The 18,043-nt window shown below is 54.9% G+C and carries 14 protein-coding genes; 10 read left to right on the plus strand and 4 right to left on the minus strand.

Annotated features, from left to right (window positions below; translation table 11 throughout):
- The first annotated feature begins 6 nt into the window (after positions 1-6).
- From OK412_RS02840 to OK412_RS02850, 3 genes are all read left to right on the plus strand, one after another.
- Entirely contained in the window at positions 7-987 is a 981-nt protein-coding gene (locus OK412_RS02840) for an ABC transporter permease subunit (RefSeq protein ID WP_010670880.1), read from the plus strand.
- Positions 988-1,077: 90 nt separating this feature from the next.
- Positions 1,078-2,016: an ABC transporter substrate-binding protein gene (locus OK412_RS02845; protein ID WP_010247755.1), complete on the plus strand. Its 939-nt coding sequence runs from the start codon at positions 1,078-1,080 to the stop codon at positions 2,014-2,016.
- A gap of 44 nt (positions 2,017-2,060) precedes the next feature.
- Positions 2,061-2,744: a D-lyxose/D-mannose family sugar isomerase gene (locus OK412_RS02850; protein ID WP_045140228.1), complete on the plus strand. Its 684-nt coding sequence runs from the start codon at positions 2,061-2,063 to the stop codon at positions 2,742-2,744.
- 15 nt (positions 2,745-2,759) lie between these two features.
- Here OK412_RS02850 and OK412_RS02855 read toward each other — a convergent pair whose 3' ends face one another.
- Entirely contained in the window at positions 2,760-3,503 is a 744-nt protein-coding gene (locus OK412_RS02855) for a response regulator (protein WP_264352661.1), read from the minus strand.
- A 422-nt stretch (positions 3,504-3,925) separates the two neighbouring features.
- On the opposite strand from OK412_RS02855, the gene OK412_RS02860 reads away from it, so the two are divergent.
- On the plus strand, positions 3,926-5,224 hold the full coding sequence (locus OK412_RS02860; RefSeq protein ID WP_212685931.1) for an NCS2 family permease: 1,299 nt from the start codon (positions 3,926-3,928) through the stop codon (positions 5,222-5,224).
- A gap of 1,542 nt (positions 5,225-6,766) precedes the next feature.
- Here the strand turns inward: OK412_RS02860 and OK412_RS02865 are convergent.
- Positions 6,767-7,120, minus strand: a complete 354-nt coding sequence (locus tag OK412_RS02865; RefSeq protein WP_264352662.1) for a hypothetical protein — start codon at positions 7,118-7,120, stop codon at positions 6,767-6,769.
- 224 nt (positions 7,121-7,344) lie between these two features.
- Complete coding sequence (locus tag OK412_RS02870) at positions 7,345-7,563, minus strand: hypothetical protein (RefSeq protein ID WP_264352663.1); 219 nt, start codon at positions 7,561-7,563, stop codon at positions 7,345-7,347.
- 293 nt (positions 7,564-7,856) lie between these two features.
- Here OK412_RS02870 and OK412_RS02875 point away from each other — a divergent pair, with 293 nt between their 5' ends.
- Together OK412_RS02875 and OK412_RS02880 are read left to right on the plus strand one after the other, a co-directional pair.
- A complete protein-coding gene (locus tag OK412_RS02875) occupies positions 7,857-8,168 on the plus strand; it encodes a hypothetical protein (protein WP_264352664.1) in 312 nt (103 codons plus the stop codon).
- Positions 8,169-9,369: 1,201 nt separating this feature from the next.
- Complete coding sequence (locus tag OK412_RS02880) at positions 9,370-10,914, plus strand: methyl-accepting chemotaxis protein (protein ID WP_033772080.1); 1,545 nt, start codon at positions 9,370-9,372, stop codon at positions 10,912-10,914.
- A gap of 104 nt (positions 10,915-11,018) precedes the next feature.
- Here OK412_RS02880 and OK412_RS02885 read toward each other — a convergent pair whose 3' ends face one another.
- Complete coding sequence (locus OK412_RS02885; protein WP_031591057.1) at positions 11,019-12,473, minus strand: AMP nucleosidase; 1,455 nt, start codon at positions 12,471-12,473, stop codon at positions 11,019-11,021.
- 465 nt (positions 12,474-12,938) lie between these two features.
- Between OK412_RS02885 and OK412_RS02890 the strand changes: the two genes are divergently transcribed.
- The 4 genes from OK412_RS02890 to OK412_RS02905 all read left to right on the plus strand — a co-directional run bounded on the left by OK412_RS02890 (position 12,939) and on the right by OK412_RS02905 (position 18,039).
- Complete coding sequence (locus OK412_RS02890; protein WP_010247740.1) at positions 12,939-14,348, plus strand: EmmdR/YeeO family multidrug/toxin efflux MATE transporter; 1,410 nt, start codon at positions 12,939-12,941, stop codon at positions 14,346-14,348.
- Positions 14,349-14,544: 196 nt separating this feature from the next.
- Entirely contained in the window at positions 14,545-15,657 is a 1,113-nt protein-coding gene (locus OK412_RS02895; protein WP_033778932.1) for a lactonase family protein, read from the plus strand.
- A gap of 147 nt (positions 15,658-15,804) precedes the next feature.
- Positions 15,805-15,960 (plus strand): hypothetical protein, encoded by a 156-nt coding sequence (locus OK412_RS02900; RefSeq protein ID WP_010670871.1) that lies wholly within the window; start codon positions 15,805-15,807, stop codon positions 15,958-15,960.
- A 411-nt stretch (positions 15,961-16,371) separates the two neighbouring features.
- Positions 16,372-18,039 (plus strand): ShlB/FhaC/HecB family hemolysin secretion/activation protein, encoded by a 1,668-nt coding sequence (locus OK412_RS02905; protein ID WP_264352665.1) that lies wholly within the window; start codon positions 16,372-16,374, stop codon positions 18,037-18,039.
- Positions 18,040-18,043: the final 4 nt, after the last annotated feature.

An 18,043-nucleotide genomic window follows, 5' to 3' on the forward strand; every position in this document is an offset into this window, starting at 1 on the left:
ACCACCATGACACAACTGGCCCGCACCAAAGCACCGACGCTGAAACGCGCCCTGATGGGCGATCTGCTGCAAACGGTGGGTATCCTGCCGATTCTGATCCTGATCGTGGCGGTATTTGGTTTTGTCACGCCGAACTTCTTTACTGAAGCAAACCTGCTCAACATCACCCGTCAGGCGTCGATTAACATCGTGCTGGCGGCGGGCATGACCTTTGTGATCCTCACCGGCGGCATCGACCTGTCGGTGGGGTCAATGCTGGGGACCACCGCGGTGGTGGCGCTGGTAGCATCACTGGATCCAATGCTGGCTTCCATGACCATTCCGATGGCGCTGGGCGCAGGCCTGGTGATGGGGCTGTTCAACGGCATCCTGGTCGCCTGGGCCGGATTGCCGCCCTTTATCGTCACGCTTGGCACCTACACCGCGCTGCGCGGAGCCGCTTACCTGCTGGCGGATGGCACCACAGTAATCAATTCCGATATTAACTTTGAGTGGATCGGCAACGGCTATCTCGGGCCGGTGCCGTGGCTGATTGTGATTGCCTTTGCGGTGATCGCCATCTGCTGGTTCATCCTGCGCCGCACCACGCTGGGCGTACATATCTACGCGGTCGGCGGCAATATCCAGGCGGCGCGTCTCACCGGTATCAAGGTCGGAATGGTGCTGCTGTTTGTCTACGGCATGAGCGGCCTGCTGTCGGGGCTGGGCGGTCTGATGAGTGCCTCGCGGCTTTACAGCGCCAACGGCAACCTTGGGGTTGGCTATGAGCTGGATGCGATTGCGGCGGTGATCCTCGGCGGCACCAGCTTTGTCGGCGGCATCGGCACCATCACCGGCACCCTGATTGGCGCACTGATTATCGCCACGCTGAATAACGGCATGACGCTGATGGGGGTCTCCTATTTCTGGCAGCTGGTGATCAAGGGCGCGGTCATCATCATCGCGGTGCTGATCGACAAATACCGTACCCGTCATCATGTGAGTTGAGTCTTAAAAGGGCGGATGTGCCATTACACCTCCGCCATCTAAAAAACGCCATTAAGTGGTTGGCACCTTGAAAACAGCAGGAGAAGGTCTATGCGTTTTAATCCGATTGTAACCGGGCTGCTGGCGGCGACGCTGTTCAGTACCGGCCTGGCTCAGGCAAAAGAACTCAAATCTATCGGCGTAACGGTCGGCGATCTGGCAAACCCCTTCTTCGTGCAGATCACCAAAGGCGCAGAGATGAAGGCGCGTCAGCTGGCGGGCGATAAGGTGAATGTGACGCTGGTCTCCAGCGGCTACGATCTCGGTCAGCAGGTGGGCCAGATTGATAACTTTATTGCGGCCAAAGTCGACATGATTATTCTCAACGCCGCCGACTCCAAAGGGATCGCTCCGGCGGTGAAGCGGGCGCGTGATGCCGGTATCGTAGTGGTGGCGGTCGACGTGGCGGCCGATGGCGCGAATGCGACCATCACCTCCGATAACACCGAGGCGGGCGCGATGGCCTGTAAATATATTGCTGACCGCCTGAAGAACAAAGGTAACGTGGTGATCATCAACGGACCACCGGTCTCTGCGGTGCAGAACCGCGTTGAAGGCTGCATGACCGAACTGAAAACCCATCCTGACATCAAGCTGCTCTCTTACAACCAGAACGCCAAAGGCAGTCGTGAAGGCGGACTGGAAGTCATGACCGGTCTGCTTTCTGCCAATCCAAAAATTGATGCGGTGTTTGCCATCAATGACCCGACAGCGATTGGCGCAGACTTAGCGGCGAAACAGGCGCAGCGCAGTGAGTTCTTTATCGTTGGCGTTGATGGCTCGCCGGACGGTGAAGAGGCGCTCAAGCGCAAGAATTCACTGTTCGTCGCGACGCCTGCGCAGGATCCACAGGTCATGGCCGCCAAAGCGGTCGAGATTGGTTATGACATTCTGCAGGGCAAACCGGCACCAGATAAGCCGGTGCTGATCCCGGTGAAACTGATCGATCGTAATAATATCGGCAGCTATCAGGGCTGGACGGTGAAATAAGCTTTAGTGCGGCACCTTTAGGGTGCCGCTCTCAGGAGGCCACCATGCAACGTTCAGAGGTTAATTATTACCTGCAACATACGCGCGAGTTTTTCCGACAGCAGGATGTGCATCTGCCGCCGTGGGCCGATTTCGATGTGAGCCAGTGGCGGGCTCAGGATCGTGAGGTCGCGCAGGAGATTCTGGCGTTGCGGCTGGGCTGGGATCTCACCAGTTTTGGCGCAGCTGATTTTCTGCAGACCGGGCTGACGCTGTTTACTCTGCGCAACGGTTCACCAGGCGGGCAGCCGTGGCATAAACCCTACGCCGAGAAAATAATGCACGTGCGGGAAGGGCAGCAGACGCCCATGCACTACCATCCGCACAAGATGGAAGACATCATTAATCGCGGCGGCGGGAATCTGATTGTCGAACTGCATAACCGCGACGGTGACGGGCTGGCTGACTCGCTGGTGGCGGTGTCGCTGGATGGCCTGCGCCAGACCCATGCCGCCGGTTCACAGCTGCGGCTCTCACCGGGTGAAAGCGTGACGCTGGAGGCGGGCATCTGGCACAGTTTCTGGGGGGAAAGTGGCTTCGGCGACGTGCTGGTGGGCGAGGTGTCGATGCCCAACGATGATGAAAACGACAATGTGTTTCTGACGCCGCTGGCTCGTTTCAACCCACTGGAGGAAGATGAAGCGCCGCGCTGGCTGCTGTGCAACGATTACGCGCACTGGCTATCCTGAGCGCGGCAGGCGTAATCAGGCAATCTGACTGGCACGCGTTGTTGAATCGGGTTTCACCACATCGGCCGAAAAGACATAACCCAGTCCGCGAATGGTGCGGATCAGGTTGGGCTGGTGCGGATTGATTTCGATTTTACGGCGCAACCGCATGATCAGCACGTCGATGGTGCGATCAAACACGTCGAGACTTTCGCTATGGGTCAGCTCCAGCAACTGATCGCGGGTAAGCACTTTTCGGGCGTGGCGAACCAGCGCGCGTAACAGGCTATATTCCCCCTGGGTCAGCGGCACCAGCTCGCGCTGCGGATTAAACAGCTGGCAGCGGCCATCATCCAGTTGCCAGCCGCCAAAACGCCAGCCCTCCTGTTCAGGGTCGGCCTGGGCAATGCGTCCGCTGCGACGCAGGGCCGCCCGGGTTCTCGCTACTACCACGCGTGGATTAAAGGGTTTGGCGATGTAATCATCTGCGCCCATCTCAAGGCCCACCACCATCTCCGCTTCAGAACCCATACCGGTCAGCATAATCACCAGCACTTCGGGTCGCTGACGCTGAAGCTGCTGCAACACCAGTAGCCCGTTGGTATCGGGCAGCATCATATCCAGCATCACCAGCGAGATTTCCGGGTGTTCGCTTAGCATCGATAGCGCCTCGCGTCCCTGATGACAGCGGTAGGCCGTTAACAGATGTTCACTTAACGCATCCTGCAAGACGTCGCAGACTGCAGGATCATCATCCACCACCAAAATTGCTGGCTTCATTGCGCGGCCTCAATGTTACGAAAGAGTTAATTCAGGAGTCTACACAGGCCAGAAAAGCTTGCTGAGGCAGCGTGCTGAAACGTGACCAGCTTCGCCTGTGAGAGTGCGGAAGCGTGCGCTGGCGCAGAGTTTTTCGGGGCTCGCCGTTTGCCGCAGGAAAACGATTGCGCGGCATCGGTGCATTGCACCATAATCGCGCCTCGTTTTGGTTCGGAATTCTCTTAGCCGTACCCGGCTCTGCCAGGTAATCGATTGCGTCGGTAGATGGCATGGCAATTGCTTTGGGCAGTGGGTAAGTCAGGGATTTCAGGCGATTCTGGCACGCAAGTATGCAGCGGCCAGCATCAGTGTCCCGGAAACAGAATAATCAGCATGCAAACCCCTTTGGCAAGTGAGACTGATGTCTCCTGTATCGAGAGATGATGATGTTAGAAAAACTATTCAAACTCAAAGCGCATAACACGACGGTTCGTACTGAGATTATCGCCGGGATCACCACCTTCCTGGCGATGGCTTATATTCTGTTTGTGAACCCAAGCATTCTGGGCGCGACCGGCATGGACAAGGGCGCGGTATTTGTTGCCACCTGTCTGGCGGCGGCGATTGGCTGCGTGCTGATGGGGCTGATCGCCAACTATCCGATTGCGCTGGCGCCGGGTATGGGACTGAACGCCTTCTTCACCTACACCGTTGTGCTGCACATGGGCTACACGTGGCAGATTGCGCTGGGTGCGGTGTTTCTCTCGGCGGTGATTTTCTTCGCGATGTCGCTATTTAAGATTCGTGAATGGATTATTGCCAGTATTCCGCTGCCGCTGCGCGCCGGGATTGGTGCCGGTATCGGGCTTTTTCTGGCGCTGATTGCGCTGGAAGGGGCGGGCATTGTGGTCGATAACCCGGCGACGCTGGTGGGCATTGGCGATCTGACTAAACCGGGTCCGCTGCTGGCGATGCTCGGCTTTGTGGTTATCGTGGTACTGGAAGCGCGTCGGGTGACGGGCGCAGTGCTGATCGGTATTCTGCTGGTGACCTTTATCTCCATGGGCATTGGTCTGTCGCCCTTTGCCGGGGTCTTCTCTGCACCGCCGTCGATTGCACCGACCTTTATGCAGCTGGATATTGCCGGCGCGTTTAACGTCGGCCTGATCAGCGTGATTTTTGCCTTCCTGTTTGTTGATGTGTTTGATAACACGGGCACGCTGCTGGGTGTGACCAAACGCGCCGGTCTGGCGGATGAGCAGGGTAACGTGCCGAAGATGGGCCGTGCGCTGATTGCTGACAGTGCGGCTGCGCTGTTTGGTTCGCTGCTCGGCACCTCGACCACTACCAGTTATGTGGAATCGGCGGCGGGCGTGAGTGCCGGTGGCCGTACCGGCCTGACCGCGATTGTGGTCGCCGTGCTGTTCCTGCTGGCCCTGTTTTTCTCGCCGCTGGCCTCCAGTGTTCCGGTTTATGCCACCGCGCCTGCGTTGCTCTTTGTGGCGGTGCTGATGGCATCGGGTCTGGCAGAGATTGACTGGAAAGATATCACCACCGCCGCGCCAGTCACCGTGACCGCGCTGACCATGCCGCTGACCTATTCGATCGCCAACGGTATCGCGTTTGGTTTTATTACCTGGACGCTGGTGAAGCTGTTGAGCGGACGCGCGAAAGAGGTGAATGCGGCGCTGGTGATCCTGTCGATTCTGTTTGTGATTAAGCTGGGATGGTTGAGTGCTTAGTTGTTGCCTGGCGGCAGGGAAGGTCGCTTAGCAGCGGGCGGATTTCGCTGTGCAGCAGGCTGGCTATGAGCGGGTTTCGCCTGGCTGCGGGCTGGCACACTGAGTAAGTTTCGCCTGGCAGCGGGCTTGCTATGAGCAGGTTACGCCCGCCTGGGCGATGGAGCGTTTCAGATCACTTAGCCGCGCGTAAGCACTGAGCGGGTTTCGCCCGCCAGGCGTTCGGGAGTTTCAGGTTGCCCGTGCAGGCGGACGGGTCAAGGGGCGGACGCCCGCCCCTTAACAATCCCGGCGTCCGGCTGCCTGCGCGCCCCGCTGTGCGGGGTGCCTTCGTCACGCCCTGCGGCCGACGGACCGTCCGGACTCGCCATCCCTGGCTCGTGCCGTCCTTTCGCCGACGTCCTGTCGGCTCATCCTTGCCTCTGGTTGTTCCTCAGCGCTGCGGACGCCTCTGGCAAACCCCTGCCGGTGGGTTTGTTACCCGGATGGGCGGGGCTCAAGTTACTGAAAGCGGGGAAAGATTCATAAGGTTTCGCTTTGTAGCAGGCTGACACTGAGCGGGTTTCGCCTGCCAGGCGATGGAACGTTTTAGATCACTTAGCCGCGCGTTAGCGCTGAGAGGGTTACGCCCGCCAGGCGATGAGGAGTTTCAGGTTGCCCGTGCAGGCGGACGCGTTAAGGGGCGGACGCCCGCCCCTTAACAATCCCGGCGTCCGGCTGCCTGCGCGCCCCGCTGTGCGGGGTACCTTCGTCACGCCCTGCGGCCGACGGACCGTCCGGACTCGCCATCCCTGGCTCATGCCGTCCTTTCGCCGACGTCCTGTCGGCTCCCGGCTTCCGGTTGTTCCTCAGCGCTCCGGACGCCTCTGGCAAACCCCTGCCGGTGGGTTTGTCACCCGGACTGGCTGGGCTCAGGCCGCTGAAAGCGGGGAAAGATACATAAGGTTTCGCTTTGCCGCGGGCTTGCACTGAGCGGTTTCGCCTGCAAGGCGATGGGGCGTCTTAGTTCACTTAGCCGCGCGTTAGCGCTGAGAGGGTTACGCCCGCCAGGCGTTCGGGAGTTTCAGATCACTTAGCAGCACGTTAACACTGAGCGGGTATCGTCTGTCGGGCTATGGGGTTGGCGGTGTCTGATACACTGCTAAACATTGCAATAGAGAGCATATGGCGGAGTTGTCGTTATTCGCGGCTGTTCTCGTTTGTGCGTTTAAATTATAAAAGCATTTCACTTGTGGCGTTTGTTGTTACTCGTTACTCCATTTCAGCGGTGTATTTAATTCCATTATTTCTCACATCATGGCTATCAAAAATCCGGGGCTCCACTGTACGCCAGCTCTAAGCTGACTTTCCCTGATGGCAAAACAAGAGGGGTTTCACACATACTCAGCGTTGAAAGGATCTCTGAGCGTTTTAGTTAGTTCAGGTAAGCTGATTTTAATGTTGAGCTGACGGAGCTGACGGAAAGTTTTCTTACGCTAAATCAGAGTTATTAAAATGCCTGTTTTAGCTGTGAATAAACCCGTGATAATTGCTGTTCTGGCCTGTTTAATAAGCCGGCTGCCAGGAGAGAAGAGATATTAAGGCGTGGTTAAATTTAGTCGCCGCCATCTCCCCCGTCACCACCGTTACCTCCCGCACCGCCGTCACCTCCCGTGCTGCCACCATTCCCTCCGTTCCCCCCTGCGCCACCAGCACTACCATTGCTGCCATCCCCTCCATTTCCACCGTTTCCGCCATCTCCCCCCATACTGCCGCTTCCTCCATTCCCGCCATTGCCTCCGGCCTGGCCATTCTGTCCAGCACCTCCGTTCCCGCCATTTCCACCGTTTCCTCCCAGGCCGCCATTTCCGCCATCACCGCCATTGGCTCCGGCACCACCATTTCCTCCTGGCCCTCCATTTCCGCCGATACCTCCGTTTCCCCCTCGTCCTCCATTTTCACCCGGACCGCCATTGGCCCCGGCACCGCCGTTCTGACCCGGTCCGCCATCAGAACCTGCAGCAGCATCAATGAGAATGACATTATGGTGTGAACTCAACATATCCGTTTTGTACTCAGCATGCGCATACGGAATGATGATTAGCGAAGCTAACAAAGGGATTGTTTTCATTTGAAAATCCTTTTCAGAAAACTTTCTCCACCGGTCCCTCCGTTACCACCCGCACCACCCGCACCACCCGCACCGCCTGCACCGCCCGCACCGCCTGCACCGCCTGCACCGCCCGCACCGCCTGCGCCACCCGCACCGCCTGCACCACCTGCGCCGCCCGCACCGCTTTTACTTGATGTATCGGGATTATCGGCACTCCCACTATTGCCACTATTGCCGCCATTGCCGCCATTACCTCCTTTTCCTCCGTTAGTACCTTCTCCCGGAACGCCTCCTTTGCCTCCCGCGCCTCCGTTTTCACCATTGCCTTGTTGTCCGTCTTTACCTGCTGAGGGCTGGAGGGAGGTATTTGAGGATGAAGTATTCATGTCGCTGGCAGTCTGAGCCAGGGAGTAAAACGGACATGCCACTGTTAGTACGGTGGCTAAAAATAATGGGTAACTTCTGGTAAGTTTCATGTGCTGTTCCTGTGCTAAAGTGATAATGCTCCTGCTATAACGGTTACAAACAGGAGCTTTTTAGTTAATGGATGCCAGACTATCAGTCTCCGCCGCCATCACCGCCGCCATCACCACCGCCATCACCATCACCGCCACCATCACCTCCTCCATTACCACCGCCGTTGCCTGCATCATTTCCGTTACCGTCACCACTCCCGTTAGCATTCCCGGTGCCGTTATTACTGTTATTACCCTGATCAGAACCGTTGCCGTTTTTACTGCCGTTATCATTATTGGAATTATTACCATTCTGGCTGGCGTTAGCGGCGCCATTACCATCACTTCCGCCAGCACCTCCGGCGCCGCCAACACCTCCGGCACCACCTTGCCCGCCTAACGCTCCTCCTGCACCCCCCGCGCCACCTGCGCCGCCGGCACCTCCCGCACCAGTAAGAATGAAGGAAGATTTAGAGGTATTGACGTCAATGTTTGCTGCACTGATATCAAATTGTCTGGCCATACCCTGAGCGGAGTAGAATAAAACCATACTCGCTAACACAGTCATATTTTTAACTTTCACAATGAATCCTCTTTAAGTGAGTAATTAAATTTATTATCTGCGCTGCCAAAGGTATGTTAATTTTCCTCAAATAATTCTTGTCAGTCTTCCTACGTTTTGGAGTTTCTTTATGCGTCCTTTATTTAATTTTTATGTGAAAGGCGGGAATGCATTGCCAGAATGTGGCACTAATTTTAAGAAATAGCTTCTACAGTCTGCTGTTATTTATATTGCACAGCAATTATGGAGTGACAAGCTCAATAATGATGTTTTTTGTTGCTGTGTATGTTTTTATATTTCGTCTGCAATATGCTTCAGTTATGTTACGGCTTTTAATTTCATCTGTTACTGCAGCTGATGCGCGAGTCAGGCAAATCTATTTCTCTCTGCGATTGCCCGGGCTATCCGTTCGTATCAAGGGCTGATGATGGAGAGTTTATTCGTGATGCATATCAGACCAGGGCTATCGTGCAGACGGGCACGCTCATCAACGCACTCAGCGCGTTTTCTGCCTGAAGGCTGGATTGCTACGGCCGGGCTGAAGCATCCTTATGCCGGTCTGTTCTGCCATATTCATCGTACTAATAAAGCATTCATATCCTGCGAGACGTCACAGAACCGGCCCGCGTTTAAAGTGATCTACAGAAGTTCCTGACGTTATTTATAATTATAATTTATGTATTCCTGATTTTTATTTCGGTGTTTTTTGCATGCGAAAAGCATCCAGGTTGTAGCAGCCTTAAAAGCCGCGCCTGCAAGGGTTAAATGAAATTTTTATGAGATGCAAACCAGTGTAGCGTAACGCAGTAATAAGTTAAGACAACGGTAAGCATAAGGTTTCTGATTGTTTATAACGAACAAAAAACGATTTCTGGTTGAACTGGAAAGCATCAAAGCCTGACAAATTTATGAGTTTTTGTGATGCTTTGCAGCGGTGCCATTAATTCTGGTTAATATTATTTATGTGATAAATATTCATTGAAGTTAAAAAAAGAGATGCCGATAGATCTATATCGCCGCCCCCCTTCAAGGAATGTTAATGAAAATCTCTACGCGCCTCGGTTCCGGATTTGGCACGTTAATCATCTTTTTCTCCATATGTATCGTTGTCGCTATTCACTCTTTATATCAGGCTAAAAGCACGCTTGAGTCAGTTGTTCAGGGTGATATGAAAAAAACAAAATTAATCAATGAACTTACCCTGGCGCAGCGCGATATGGCGATAACCGTCAGGAATTTATCACTCTTTTCAGATCAGGCTCTTATCCAGGAGCAGTCTGATCGTCTGGTTAAACTGAAGGCTAAATTTGCAGCCAGCAGGGATCAACTGAATACGATGATCAGCCAGTCTGGCGATACGGAAGAATATAAAGCCTTTGCGAAGATCAGTGACAGCGAGAAAAATGCTCTGGATGCCTTCAGTAACACCGTTCCGCTGGCACTGGCTAAAAACAGTGATATCACCGTTAAGTATCTGTTGGAAAAAGTCAGGCCCGCACAGGTTCCGCTGCTTGAAGGTCTTACCCTGATGAGTGAAATCCTGGCAAAGCAGTCGGATGACTCAGTTATTCAAAACGCGAAAAATACCGAAAGAGCCTACATCATCCTGGTGACGCTTTTAGTTGCGGCTATTTTGTTCGGCACGGGCACCAGCATCTATCTTATTCGTAAACTCATGAGCGAGCTTGGCGATGAACCGAGTACAGCGCGGAAACTTGCTAATGCGATCACTAATGGGGATCTGACCACACCGGTTAGCTTGAAGAAAAATGACACTCTCAGTCTCATGGCCTCTTTAAACAGCATGCAGGTTCGGTTACGGGATATCGTTTCAGAAATTAAATCAGGCTCTTCTTCAGTCGCCCTTTCTGCGAATGAGATTTCTGAAGGAAACAATGAGCTTGCATCCCGCACTGAACAGCAGGCCGCTGCCTTGCAGGAAACGGCTGCGAGTATGGAACAGCTCACCGCTACGGTACAAAATAACAGCAAAACTGCCAGGGACACAGCCAACTCAGCGAGAGATACCGCCTCGATTGCAAAACGAGGGGAAACGGACGTCAAACGAATGTCAGATACGATGAGTGATATTTCAAAAAGCGCGTCTAAAGTCAGAGATATCACCGCCGTCATCGAAAGCATCGCATTCCAGACTAATATTCTTGCCCTGAACGCAGCCGTTGAAGCGGCACGAGCGGGAGAGACGGGAAGGGGCTTCGCTGTGGTCGCGTCTGAAGTCAGAACGCTTGCACAACGTAGTGCGACTGCCGCAAAAGATATTAAAGCGTTAATAGAGCAGGCTGTCGGACAGGTTGAATGCGGCGTCACTGTTGCCAGTGATACGGGTTTGAGTATTCTCAAAGTCGTGCATTTAGTGGATGAACTGGCTGAATCCATGGATGCTATTGCGCTGTCGTCGGCTGAACAGATGCAGGGGATTTCTCAGGTGAGTATTGCAGTCAGTCAGATGGATGGGGTGACGCAAAATAACTCTGCTCTGGTAGAAGAATCATCAAGTGCTTCTCAGTCACTCTCTGAGCAAGCGCAGTCTCTCAGGCTGATTGTAGAGACCTTTAAAGTATAAATTGTCCCGGCGCTGACATGCGCGTTGGTTAAATTCCAAAGCAAGAGGCCGGTACTGCCTGTCAGCAGTACCGGCCTTATTCTCCGCATCAGGCGGTTAAACGCTTACCTGAAAGGCGGCTCATTAAAGGTACGCAACTTACGCGAATGCAGCTTGTCGCCCTCGGCGCGCAGCAACTCAACAGCGTGAATACCAATCTGCAGATGCTCCGAAATTGCCCCTTCATAGAAACGGTTCGCCTGACCGGGCAGCTTAATCTCACCGTGCAGCGGCTTGTCTGAAACGCACAGCAGCGTGCCATATGGCACCCGGAAACGATAACCCTGTGCGGCAATAGTGGCGCTTTCCATATCGACCGCCACCGCACGGCTCAGGTTAAAGCGCAGTGCCGAAGCGGAGTAGCGCAGTTCCCAGTTGCGGTCGTCCGTGGTCACCACGGTGCCGGTACGCAACCGCTGCTTCACCTCTTCGCCTGGCATGCCGCTCACTGATTTGGTGGCGTCATACAGCGCGCGCTGCACTTCGGCAATGCTGGGTACCGGGATATCAGGCGGCAGCACGCTGTCCAGCACGTGATCGTCGCGCAGATAGGCATGGGCCAGCACATAATCACCAATCCGCTGGCTCTCGCGCAGACCGCCACAGTGACCAATCATCAGCCACGCATGTGGACGCATCACCGCCAGATGATCGCAGATGGTTTTGGCATTCGACGGGCCAACACCAATATTAATCAGCGTAATACCGCGACGATTCGGCGAGGTGAGATGCCAGGCGGGCATCTGGTGCTTCTTCCACGCCAGATCCGAGAGCATCGATTCACTGTCAGCGGTGTCGGCGGTCAGCACCACATCGCCCGCGCAGGCCAGGCTGTCGTAAGGGGTACTGGGATCGCGCACCTGCTCGATCGCCCAGCGCACAAACTCATCAACATAACGGGTGTAGTTGGTGAACAGCACAAACGGCTGGAAGTGCTCTACGCTGGTGCCAGTGTAGTGGCGCAGGCGGGCCAGCGAGAAGTCGGTTCGCAGCGCGTCGAAGTGCGACAGAGGGGATTTTGCATCGGCATGGAACAGGCCATCGGCTGTCTCATCACCAATCTGTGACAGCTCGGTGGTCGGGAAGTGGCGCGCAATACCGGCGCTCATGGTGCGATCCAGTGACAGGTCGGAACCGTCGATCACGTAAGGGTAGGGGATCTCCTGGCTGGAGGGCCCCACGTCGATCTCCAGCTGATACTCCTTCTCCAGCATCTGAAGCTGTTCCGAAATATAGTGGCGCAGCAATGCCGGGCGGGTGATGGTGGTGCTGTAACTGCCGGTGTGGGTGAAGCGTCCCCAGGCACGCGTGCGGTTCTGCTGCGGACCGTCGCCGCGCCAGGTGATGCGCAGCTCCGGATAAACAAATAGTCCCTGCGCCCGAGCGGCGGCATCGGGCAGCGTGCCGTTTTCGGTAAAGGCTTTAATCGCCTCACGTAGCGCATCAACGGCGCCATCGTACAGGCGTTCGAGTTCATCCAGCGCCTGCTGGCTGGTCAGGTTTTTCCGTAGTGTCGGCATGGTTTCTCCTTCCATTTTTTTCCGCAATTTGCCCCAAGCTTAGCGGGTTTGTTGCGGAGATTGTTGAAGAATCTGTGATCGCCGTTTTTTTGCGCCAGCGAAGCGGGAATTCTGAGCAGTGCTGTTTTAAGTGAAGATCTGCTGCACTGAAAAACAGTAAGAAAATCTTTACTATCAGAAGGGGTGGTTCGCCACGTTTGAATGCGTTACCGATGAGGAGATGGCGGAAAAACCGCCAGCAGCAAAGCATGGCCAACCGATCATAACGTCAGGGAAATAATCAGGTTTGCTACAGCGGGCGGGGCAGTGAGGCAGATTGTGCCGTGGCGGCATTAAAAAGTTTGTAACCATGATTAATTTGCACCGGAAAGACTTTGCATATTTACCTGCCCACTATCATCATTAGAACTCCTGTCCAGTCTCTTCTGATTTGGTAATCCTTTGCAAAATCCCGGCGTAGCAGTGATGCAGGCGATCAAGCGCACGGCGTGGTACCCGAAACGCCGTTCGTATCGCACGCTCTACTGGCGTGAGATATCGCCATTAGCAGTGCCTATCTTTTTCGAGAACGCCTGTGTGCTATTGATGGGCGTACTGAGCACCTTCCTGGTCAGCTGGCTGGGTAAAGAGGCGATGGCGGGCGTCGGCCTGGCCGACAGCTTCAACATGGTGATCATCTCGTTCTTTGCTGCCATCGATCTCGGTACCACGGTGGTGGTGGCGTTCAGCCTGGCAAAACGCAACGGCAAGCGCGCCCGCGCCGCCACGCGTCAGTCGCTGGCCATGATGACGATACTCGCCTTTGTGCTGGTGATCGCCATTGAGTTCTGGGGCCATCTGATCGTCGATGCGATTGCCGGTGCCGCCGATCCGAAAGTCAAAGCGCTGGCGCTTAGCTATCTGCAGACTTCCGCCTGGAGCTATCCGGCCGCCGCCATCACCCTGATTGGCAGCGGGGCGCTGCGCGGTGCAGGTAATACCAAGATTCCGATGCTGATTAACGGCGGCATGAACATCCTCAACATCATCATCAGTAGCGTGCTGATTTATGGCTGCTTCTCGTGGGACGGTTTAGGGTTTATCGGTGCCGGGCTCGGACTGACCATCACCCGCTATATCGGGGCGATCGCGGTGATTTACGTGCTGATGATCGGCTTTAACGCCTCACTGAAAATCACGCTGTCGAGCTATTTCCGGCGCTGGAACAGCAGCATTCTGATGGAAGTTTTAGGTATAGGCGTGCCTGCCAGTATCGAGTCGGTGCTGTTCAACGGCGGCAAACTGCTGACACAGGTGTTTGTTGCAGGAATGGGCACCAGTGAGATTGCGGGTAACTTTATCGCGTTCTCGGTTGCGTCGCTGATTAACCTGCCGGGCAATGCGCTGGGTTCTGCATCCACCATTATTACCGGCACCCGTCTGGGCAGAAATCAGGTGTTTCAGGCAGAGCGTCAGGTGCGGCATGTCTTCTGGCTGGCGACGTTGTGTCTGAGCGCGATAGCGCTGCTGACGGTGCCACTGGCCGGGTTGCTGGCGCGGTTCTATACCAGCGATCCGGAGGTCATTGATGTGACGAAGCATCTGCTCTGGCTCAACGCGCTGTTTATGCCACTGTGGGCCGCATCCTGGGTGCTGCCCGCCGGCCTCAAGGGCGCACGCGACGCGCGTTACACCATGTATGTTTCGATGTTCAGCATGTGGTGCGCCCGCGTGGTGGTCGGTTACGTGCTCGGCATTATGCTGGGGATGGGCGTCACCGGCGTCTGGCTGGGGATGTTCCTCGACTGGACGGTGCGTGGCATCTTCTTCTGGTGGCGACTTAACAGCGGCAAGTGGCTCAACCGCTATCGAAAAATGATCGCGAAAACCGGTTAGCGCGTTGTTAACGCCTTTCCCCCGCCGTGGGGAAAGGCGTCATACCTCTTTCAGCACCATTAAAAATAACATCTCCGTCACATCTCCAGACTTTCGAACCGAATTTCAGACAGTTGCACAAAGCCAGTCTTCTCAGACAGGGTTAGCGTAATGCCTGCTGCGCAATGATGCAGACACTACTTATCAAGGTGACCCTATGATCCGTCTGAAAACGGCGCTGGCACTCCTGCCGCTGCTGTGTAGCGCCCCGTTATGGGCGACAACCTTTGTCTATGTCTCCAATGCCGAATCCGGCACCGTTTCCCGCTATCAGCTCAGCGAGGCGAATGGCAGCCTGCAATGGCGTGGCGATACGCCTGCCGGTAAAAAGATTATGCCGCTGGCGGCCAGCCCGGATGGTAAACGGCTCTATGGTGCGCTGCGGAGTCCGCCTTATTCGATCATCAGCTGGCGCGTCTCGGGTCCGCACGGTGACTTGCAGAAACTGGCGGTGACGCCGGTTGCAGCCAGCTTTCCGTGGATCACCACCGACAAAAGTGGGCGCTATCTGCTGGCTGCCTCCTATGACAGCGATATCGTCACCAGCAACCGGATTGATGACAAAGGAGTTGTGACACCCCAGGTCACGGGCGAGGTGAAAACCGGGCCGCATGCCCACTCGGTGATCACCGACGTCAGCAATCATTCCCTCTACGTCGGCAACCTTGGCGCGGATCGCGTGCTGCAATATGCCTTTGCGGATAACGGCGCGATAACGCCGCTGGGAACCGGATTTGTTCAGGGCGAGAAGAACAGCGGCGCACGACATTCGGTGATATCGCCCGACAATCGTTTTCTCTATAACCTCGCGGAGATGAGCGGCACCATTACGCAGTTCCGTCGCGCGACGGATGGGTCGCTGACGGAGCTGAAAACCTGGCCGAATGCGGTGGCGAAGAAATATAACCTGCAGCATGGCGAGCAGCGCCCGGCGGGCTACAGCGATCCCACGCCGCGCATCTGGGCAGCAGACATTAAAATCATCCCGGACGGACAATTTATCTATGTGACCGAGCGCACCTCCGGCACCGTCAGCGGCTACCGGGTTGATAAACAGTCGGGTGAGTTAACACTTATCGGCAGCTGGCCGGTTGAAAAACAGCCGCGCAGTATTGCGATTGATGCGCAGGGTAAATGGCTGATCGTCAGCGGGGAGAAGAGCGCGGTGATTGGCAGTTACGCCATCGATCCCGCCAGCGGCGAACTCAAACGGGTTGCTGAAGCCCCGGCTGGTAAAGGCGCGAACTGGGTGACGTTGATAACGCAGTAACCGTTTTGAGCAGCCGGTGTCTGGCACTGGCTAAACAGATGGGGGCTGCTTATGCCATTTCCGGCATAAGCAGCGCAGAAATTTTTGCTTCAGATTGGGCGTGTAAGCGGGTTAACTCAGAACATCAACTGATGCGGAGAGCCTGAAATGAAACAGAAACTGATAGCCTGGTTTGAACAGCTGCTGAGCGGCCCTGTGGCGAGTGAACGTGTGCATGATATTAACGTGGAACTGCTGCTGCCGCTGAGCCAGCTGTATGGACTGGAATATTATCCGGCAGTGCATCGCTACCATGAAAAATAATGGTTGTTGTATATTGTCTGGTTAAGGCCCGCTACGTTGCGGGCCTTTTTGCATCTGTAGTGCCCGAGTCATTTCAGCCAGCAGGCTTCACCACGAAAAGCAGTAATATCATTATTTTTTATCCCACTTAATACCCCAGCGCCGTTATATGAATGAGTAATCCGGCGCGGATCTATATTCATCAGTGCACGCCGTTACATCCATTCCCTTAACACTCATAAATGAGCTCTGCACAAAGAAAGTGGCTAAGTCATTACAAATTTGGCTTAGAAAACGTTTTATCACCGCTAATTTTACTTTTTGTAAAACCACATCATTATTTTAAGTCAATAAGGAACTTCCGATTGTTAAGGTGGTAATCTGCACGCCTGTGCTTACATAAAACTTACAATAAGCGTTGTTAATCCTTCGATGAAAATGCCTGAAACAGGGAAGTGGCTGGTTTTCGGAGCCAGTTTGTTTATCAGCAATGTCATGGCTGCACCGGTCACGCCGGGCGATCTTGACGTTATTCAAAACCAGCAGCAGCAGCGGTTGCAGCAGGATCAGCAGCAGCGTGATGCATTAACACAGGCGCATCAGGTTGAGCTGCAAAAAACTGAATCGGCGCCAGCCAGCGGCCCCTGTTTTGAAATCAACCAGATTTCACTGCAACAGGCGAGCTTAATCACGCCTGATACACAGAAGAGACTTGTCGCTCCCTATATCAATCAGTGCCTGAGTCTGGACCGTATTAATCAGCTGGTACGCGCTATTTCAGAGTGGTATGTCCAGCGTGGATATATCACCAGCCGGGCCTTCCTGACAGAACAGAATCTTTCCCACGGGACGTTAAATATCACCGTACTGGAAGGAAAGCTTGAGGCGATTCATTTGCAGGGTGCCAGTGCACGTCAGCTGAACATGGCGTTTCCGACCCGTGCAGGTCGTATTTTAAATTTACGCGACATTGAACAGGGTATGGAGCAGATAAACCGGCTTCGTACTTCGCCGGTTCAGATTGAAATCATTCCCTCGACTCAGCCGGGCTATTCCATTGTTAACCTGATCAGCACCCCCGAGTTTCCTCTGACGCTGGGGCTGAATATGGACAATAGTGGCCAGCGAAGCACCGGCGTCGGTCAGCTTTCCGGCTCGCTGGTGGGTAACGACCTGCTGGGTGTTGCCGATCGCTGGTTTGTCAGCGGTGGTCGCAGCAGCGCTTTCAGCGACTGGCGTGATGCGCAAAATTTCCAGGCGGGTGTCAGCGTACCTTATGGCTATGGGCTGCTGGATTACAGCTATAGCTGGAGCAACTATCACAGCCGCTTTAGCGCCAATAGTTTCGACTGGTATAGCTTCGGCGACAACATCTCTAACCGCCTCAGCGGATCGTGGGTGCTGTTCCGCAACGGGCAAATCAAAACCGGCCTTCAGCTTGGTCTGAACCATTACGTCAGCCATAACTGGCTGAATGAGACCCTGCTTGAAAGCAGTAGCCGCAAACTGACCAGTCTGCAGATCGGTTTTAACCATACGCAAAAAATTGCAGGTGGGGTGGCCACCCTGAACCCGATGCTGAGCCGCGGGATGGCGTGGTTTGATGCGGAAAGCGACAAGGGTAAAAGCGACGATTTTCCGAAAGCTGAATTCCGCAAATGGAGCGTCAGCAGCAGCTTTCAGCGGCCAGTCACTCAGAAAATGTGGTGGCTCAGCAGTTTTTACGCTCAGTGGTCGCCGGATCGCCTTTATGGCAGCGAACGCCTGACGATTGGTGGCGAGAACTCGGTTCGCGGCTACAAGGAGCAATACCTTTCCGGCGATGTTGGCGGCTATCTGCGTAACGAACTGAATTACTCGCTGTTTACCCTGCCTGCAATCGGCGAGGTCAGCACCACCCTGGCGCTGGACGGCGGGTGGCTCCAGAGCGACAAACAGGATCGCTACGCAGCAGGCACGCTGTGGGGCAGTTCGCTGGGACTTGGCACCCGTAACGCGCATGTCTCCACTCAGCTGTCGCTGGGTATCCCTGTCAGCTACCCCAATTATCTTGCGCCCGATCGCCTCAGCGTTTACGCGCGTGTTGGACTCGTTTTTTAAACAA

It is taken from the genome of Pantoea sp. JV6, from assembly GCF_025910055.1.
Classification (GTDB): Bacteria; Pseudomonadota; Gammaproteobacteria; order Enterobacterales; family Enterobacteriaceae; genus Pantoea; species Pantoea agglomerans.

Excerpts from the sequence above, each read along its gene's own strand:
- OK412_RS02840 (WP_010670880.1), top strand. The coding sequence starts at position 7 with ATGACACAACTGGCCCGCACCAAAGCACCGACGCTGAAACGCGCCCTG.
- OK412_RS02845 (WP_010247755.1), top strand. The coding sequence starts at position 1,078 with ATGCGTTTTAATCCGATTGTAACCGGGCTGCTGGCGGCGACGCTGTTC.
- OK412_RS02850 (WP_045140228.1), top strand. The coding sequence starts at position 2,061 with ATGCAACGTTCAGAGGTTAATTATTACCTGCAACATACGCGCGAGTTT.
- OK412_RS02855 (WP_264352661.1), bottom strand. The coding sequence starts at position 3,503 with ATGAAGCCAGCAATTTTGGTGGTGGATGATGATCCTGCAGTCTGCGAC.
- OK412_RS02860 (WP_212685931.1), top strand. The coding sequence starts at position 3,926 with ATGATGTTAGAAAAACTATTCAAACTCAAAGCGCATAACACGACGGTT.
- OK412_RS02865 (WP_264352662.1), bottom strand. The coding sequence starts at position 7,120 with ATGGAGGGCCAGGAGGAAATGGTGGTGCCGGAGCCAATGGCGGTGATG.
- OK412_RS02870 (WP_264352663.1), bottom strand. The coding sequence starts at position 7,563 with ATGGCGGCAATGGCGGCAATAGTGGCAATAGTGGGAGTGCCGATAATC.
- OK412_RS02875 (WP_264352664.1), top strand. The coding sequence starts at position 7,857 with ATGGATGCCAGACTATCAGTCTCCGCCGCCATCACCGCCGCCATCACC.
- OK412_RS02880 (WP_033772080.1), top strand. The coding sequence starts at position 9,370 with ATGAAAATCTCTACGCGCCTCGGTTCCGGATTTGGCACGTTAATCATC.
- OK412_RS02885 (WP_031591057.1), bottom strand. The coding sequence starts at position 12,473 with ATGCCGACACTACGGAAAAACCTGACCAGCCAGCAGGCGCTGGATGAA.
- OK412_RS02890 (WP_010247740.1), top strand. The coding sequence starts at position 12,939 with ATGCAGGCGATCAAGCGCACGGCGTGGTACCCGAAACGCCGTTCGTAT.
- OK412_RS02895 (WP_033778932.1), top strand. The coding sequence starts at position 14,545 with ATGATCCGTCTGAAAACGGCGCTGGCACTCCTGCCGCTGCTGTGTAGC.
- OK412_RS02900 (WP_010670871.1), top strand. The coding sequence starts at position 15,805 with ATGAAACAGAAACTGATAGCCTGGTTTGAACAGCTGCTGAGCGGCCCT.
- OK412_RS02905 (WP_264352665.1), top strand. The coding sequence starts at position 16,372 with ATGAAAATGCCTGAAACAGGGAAGTGGCTGGTTTTCGGAGCCAGTTTG.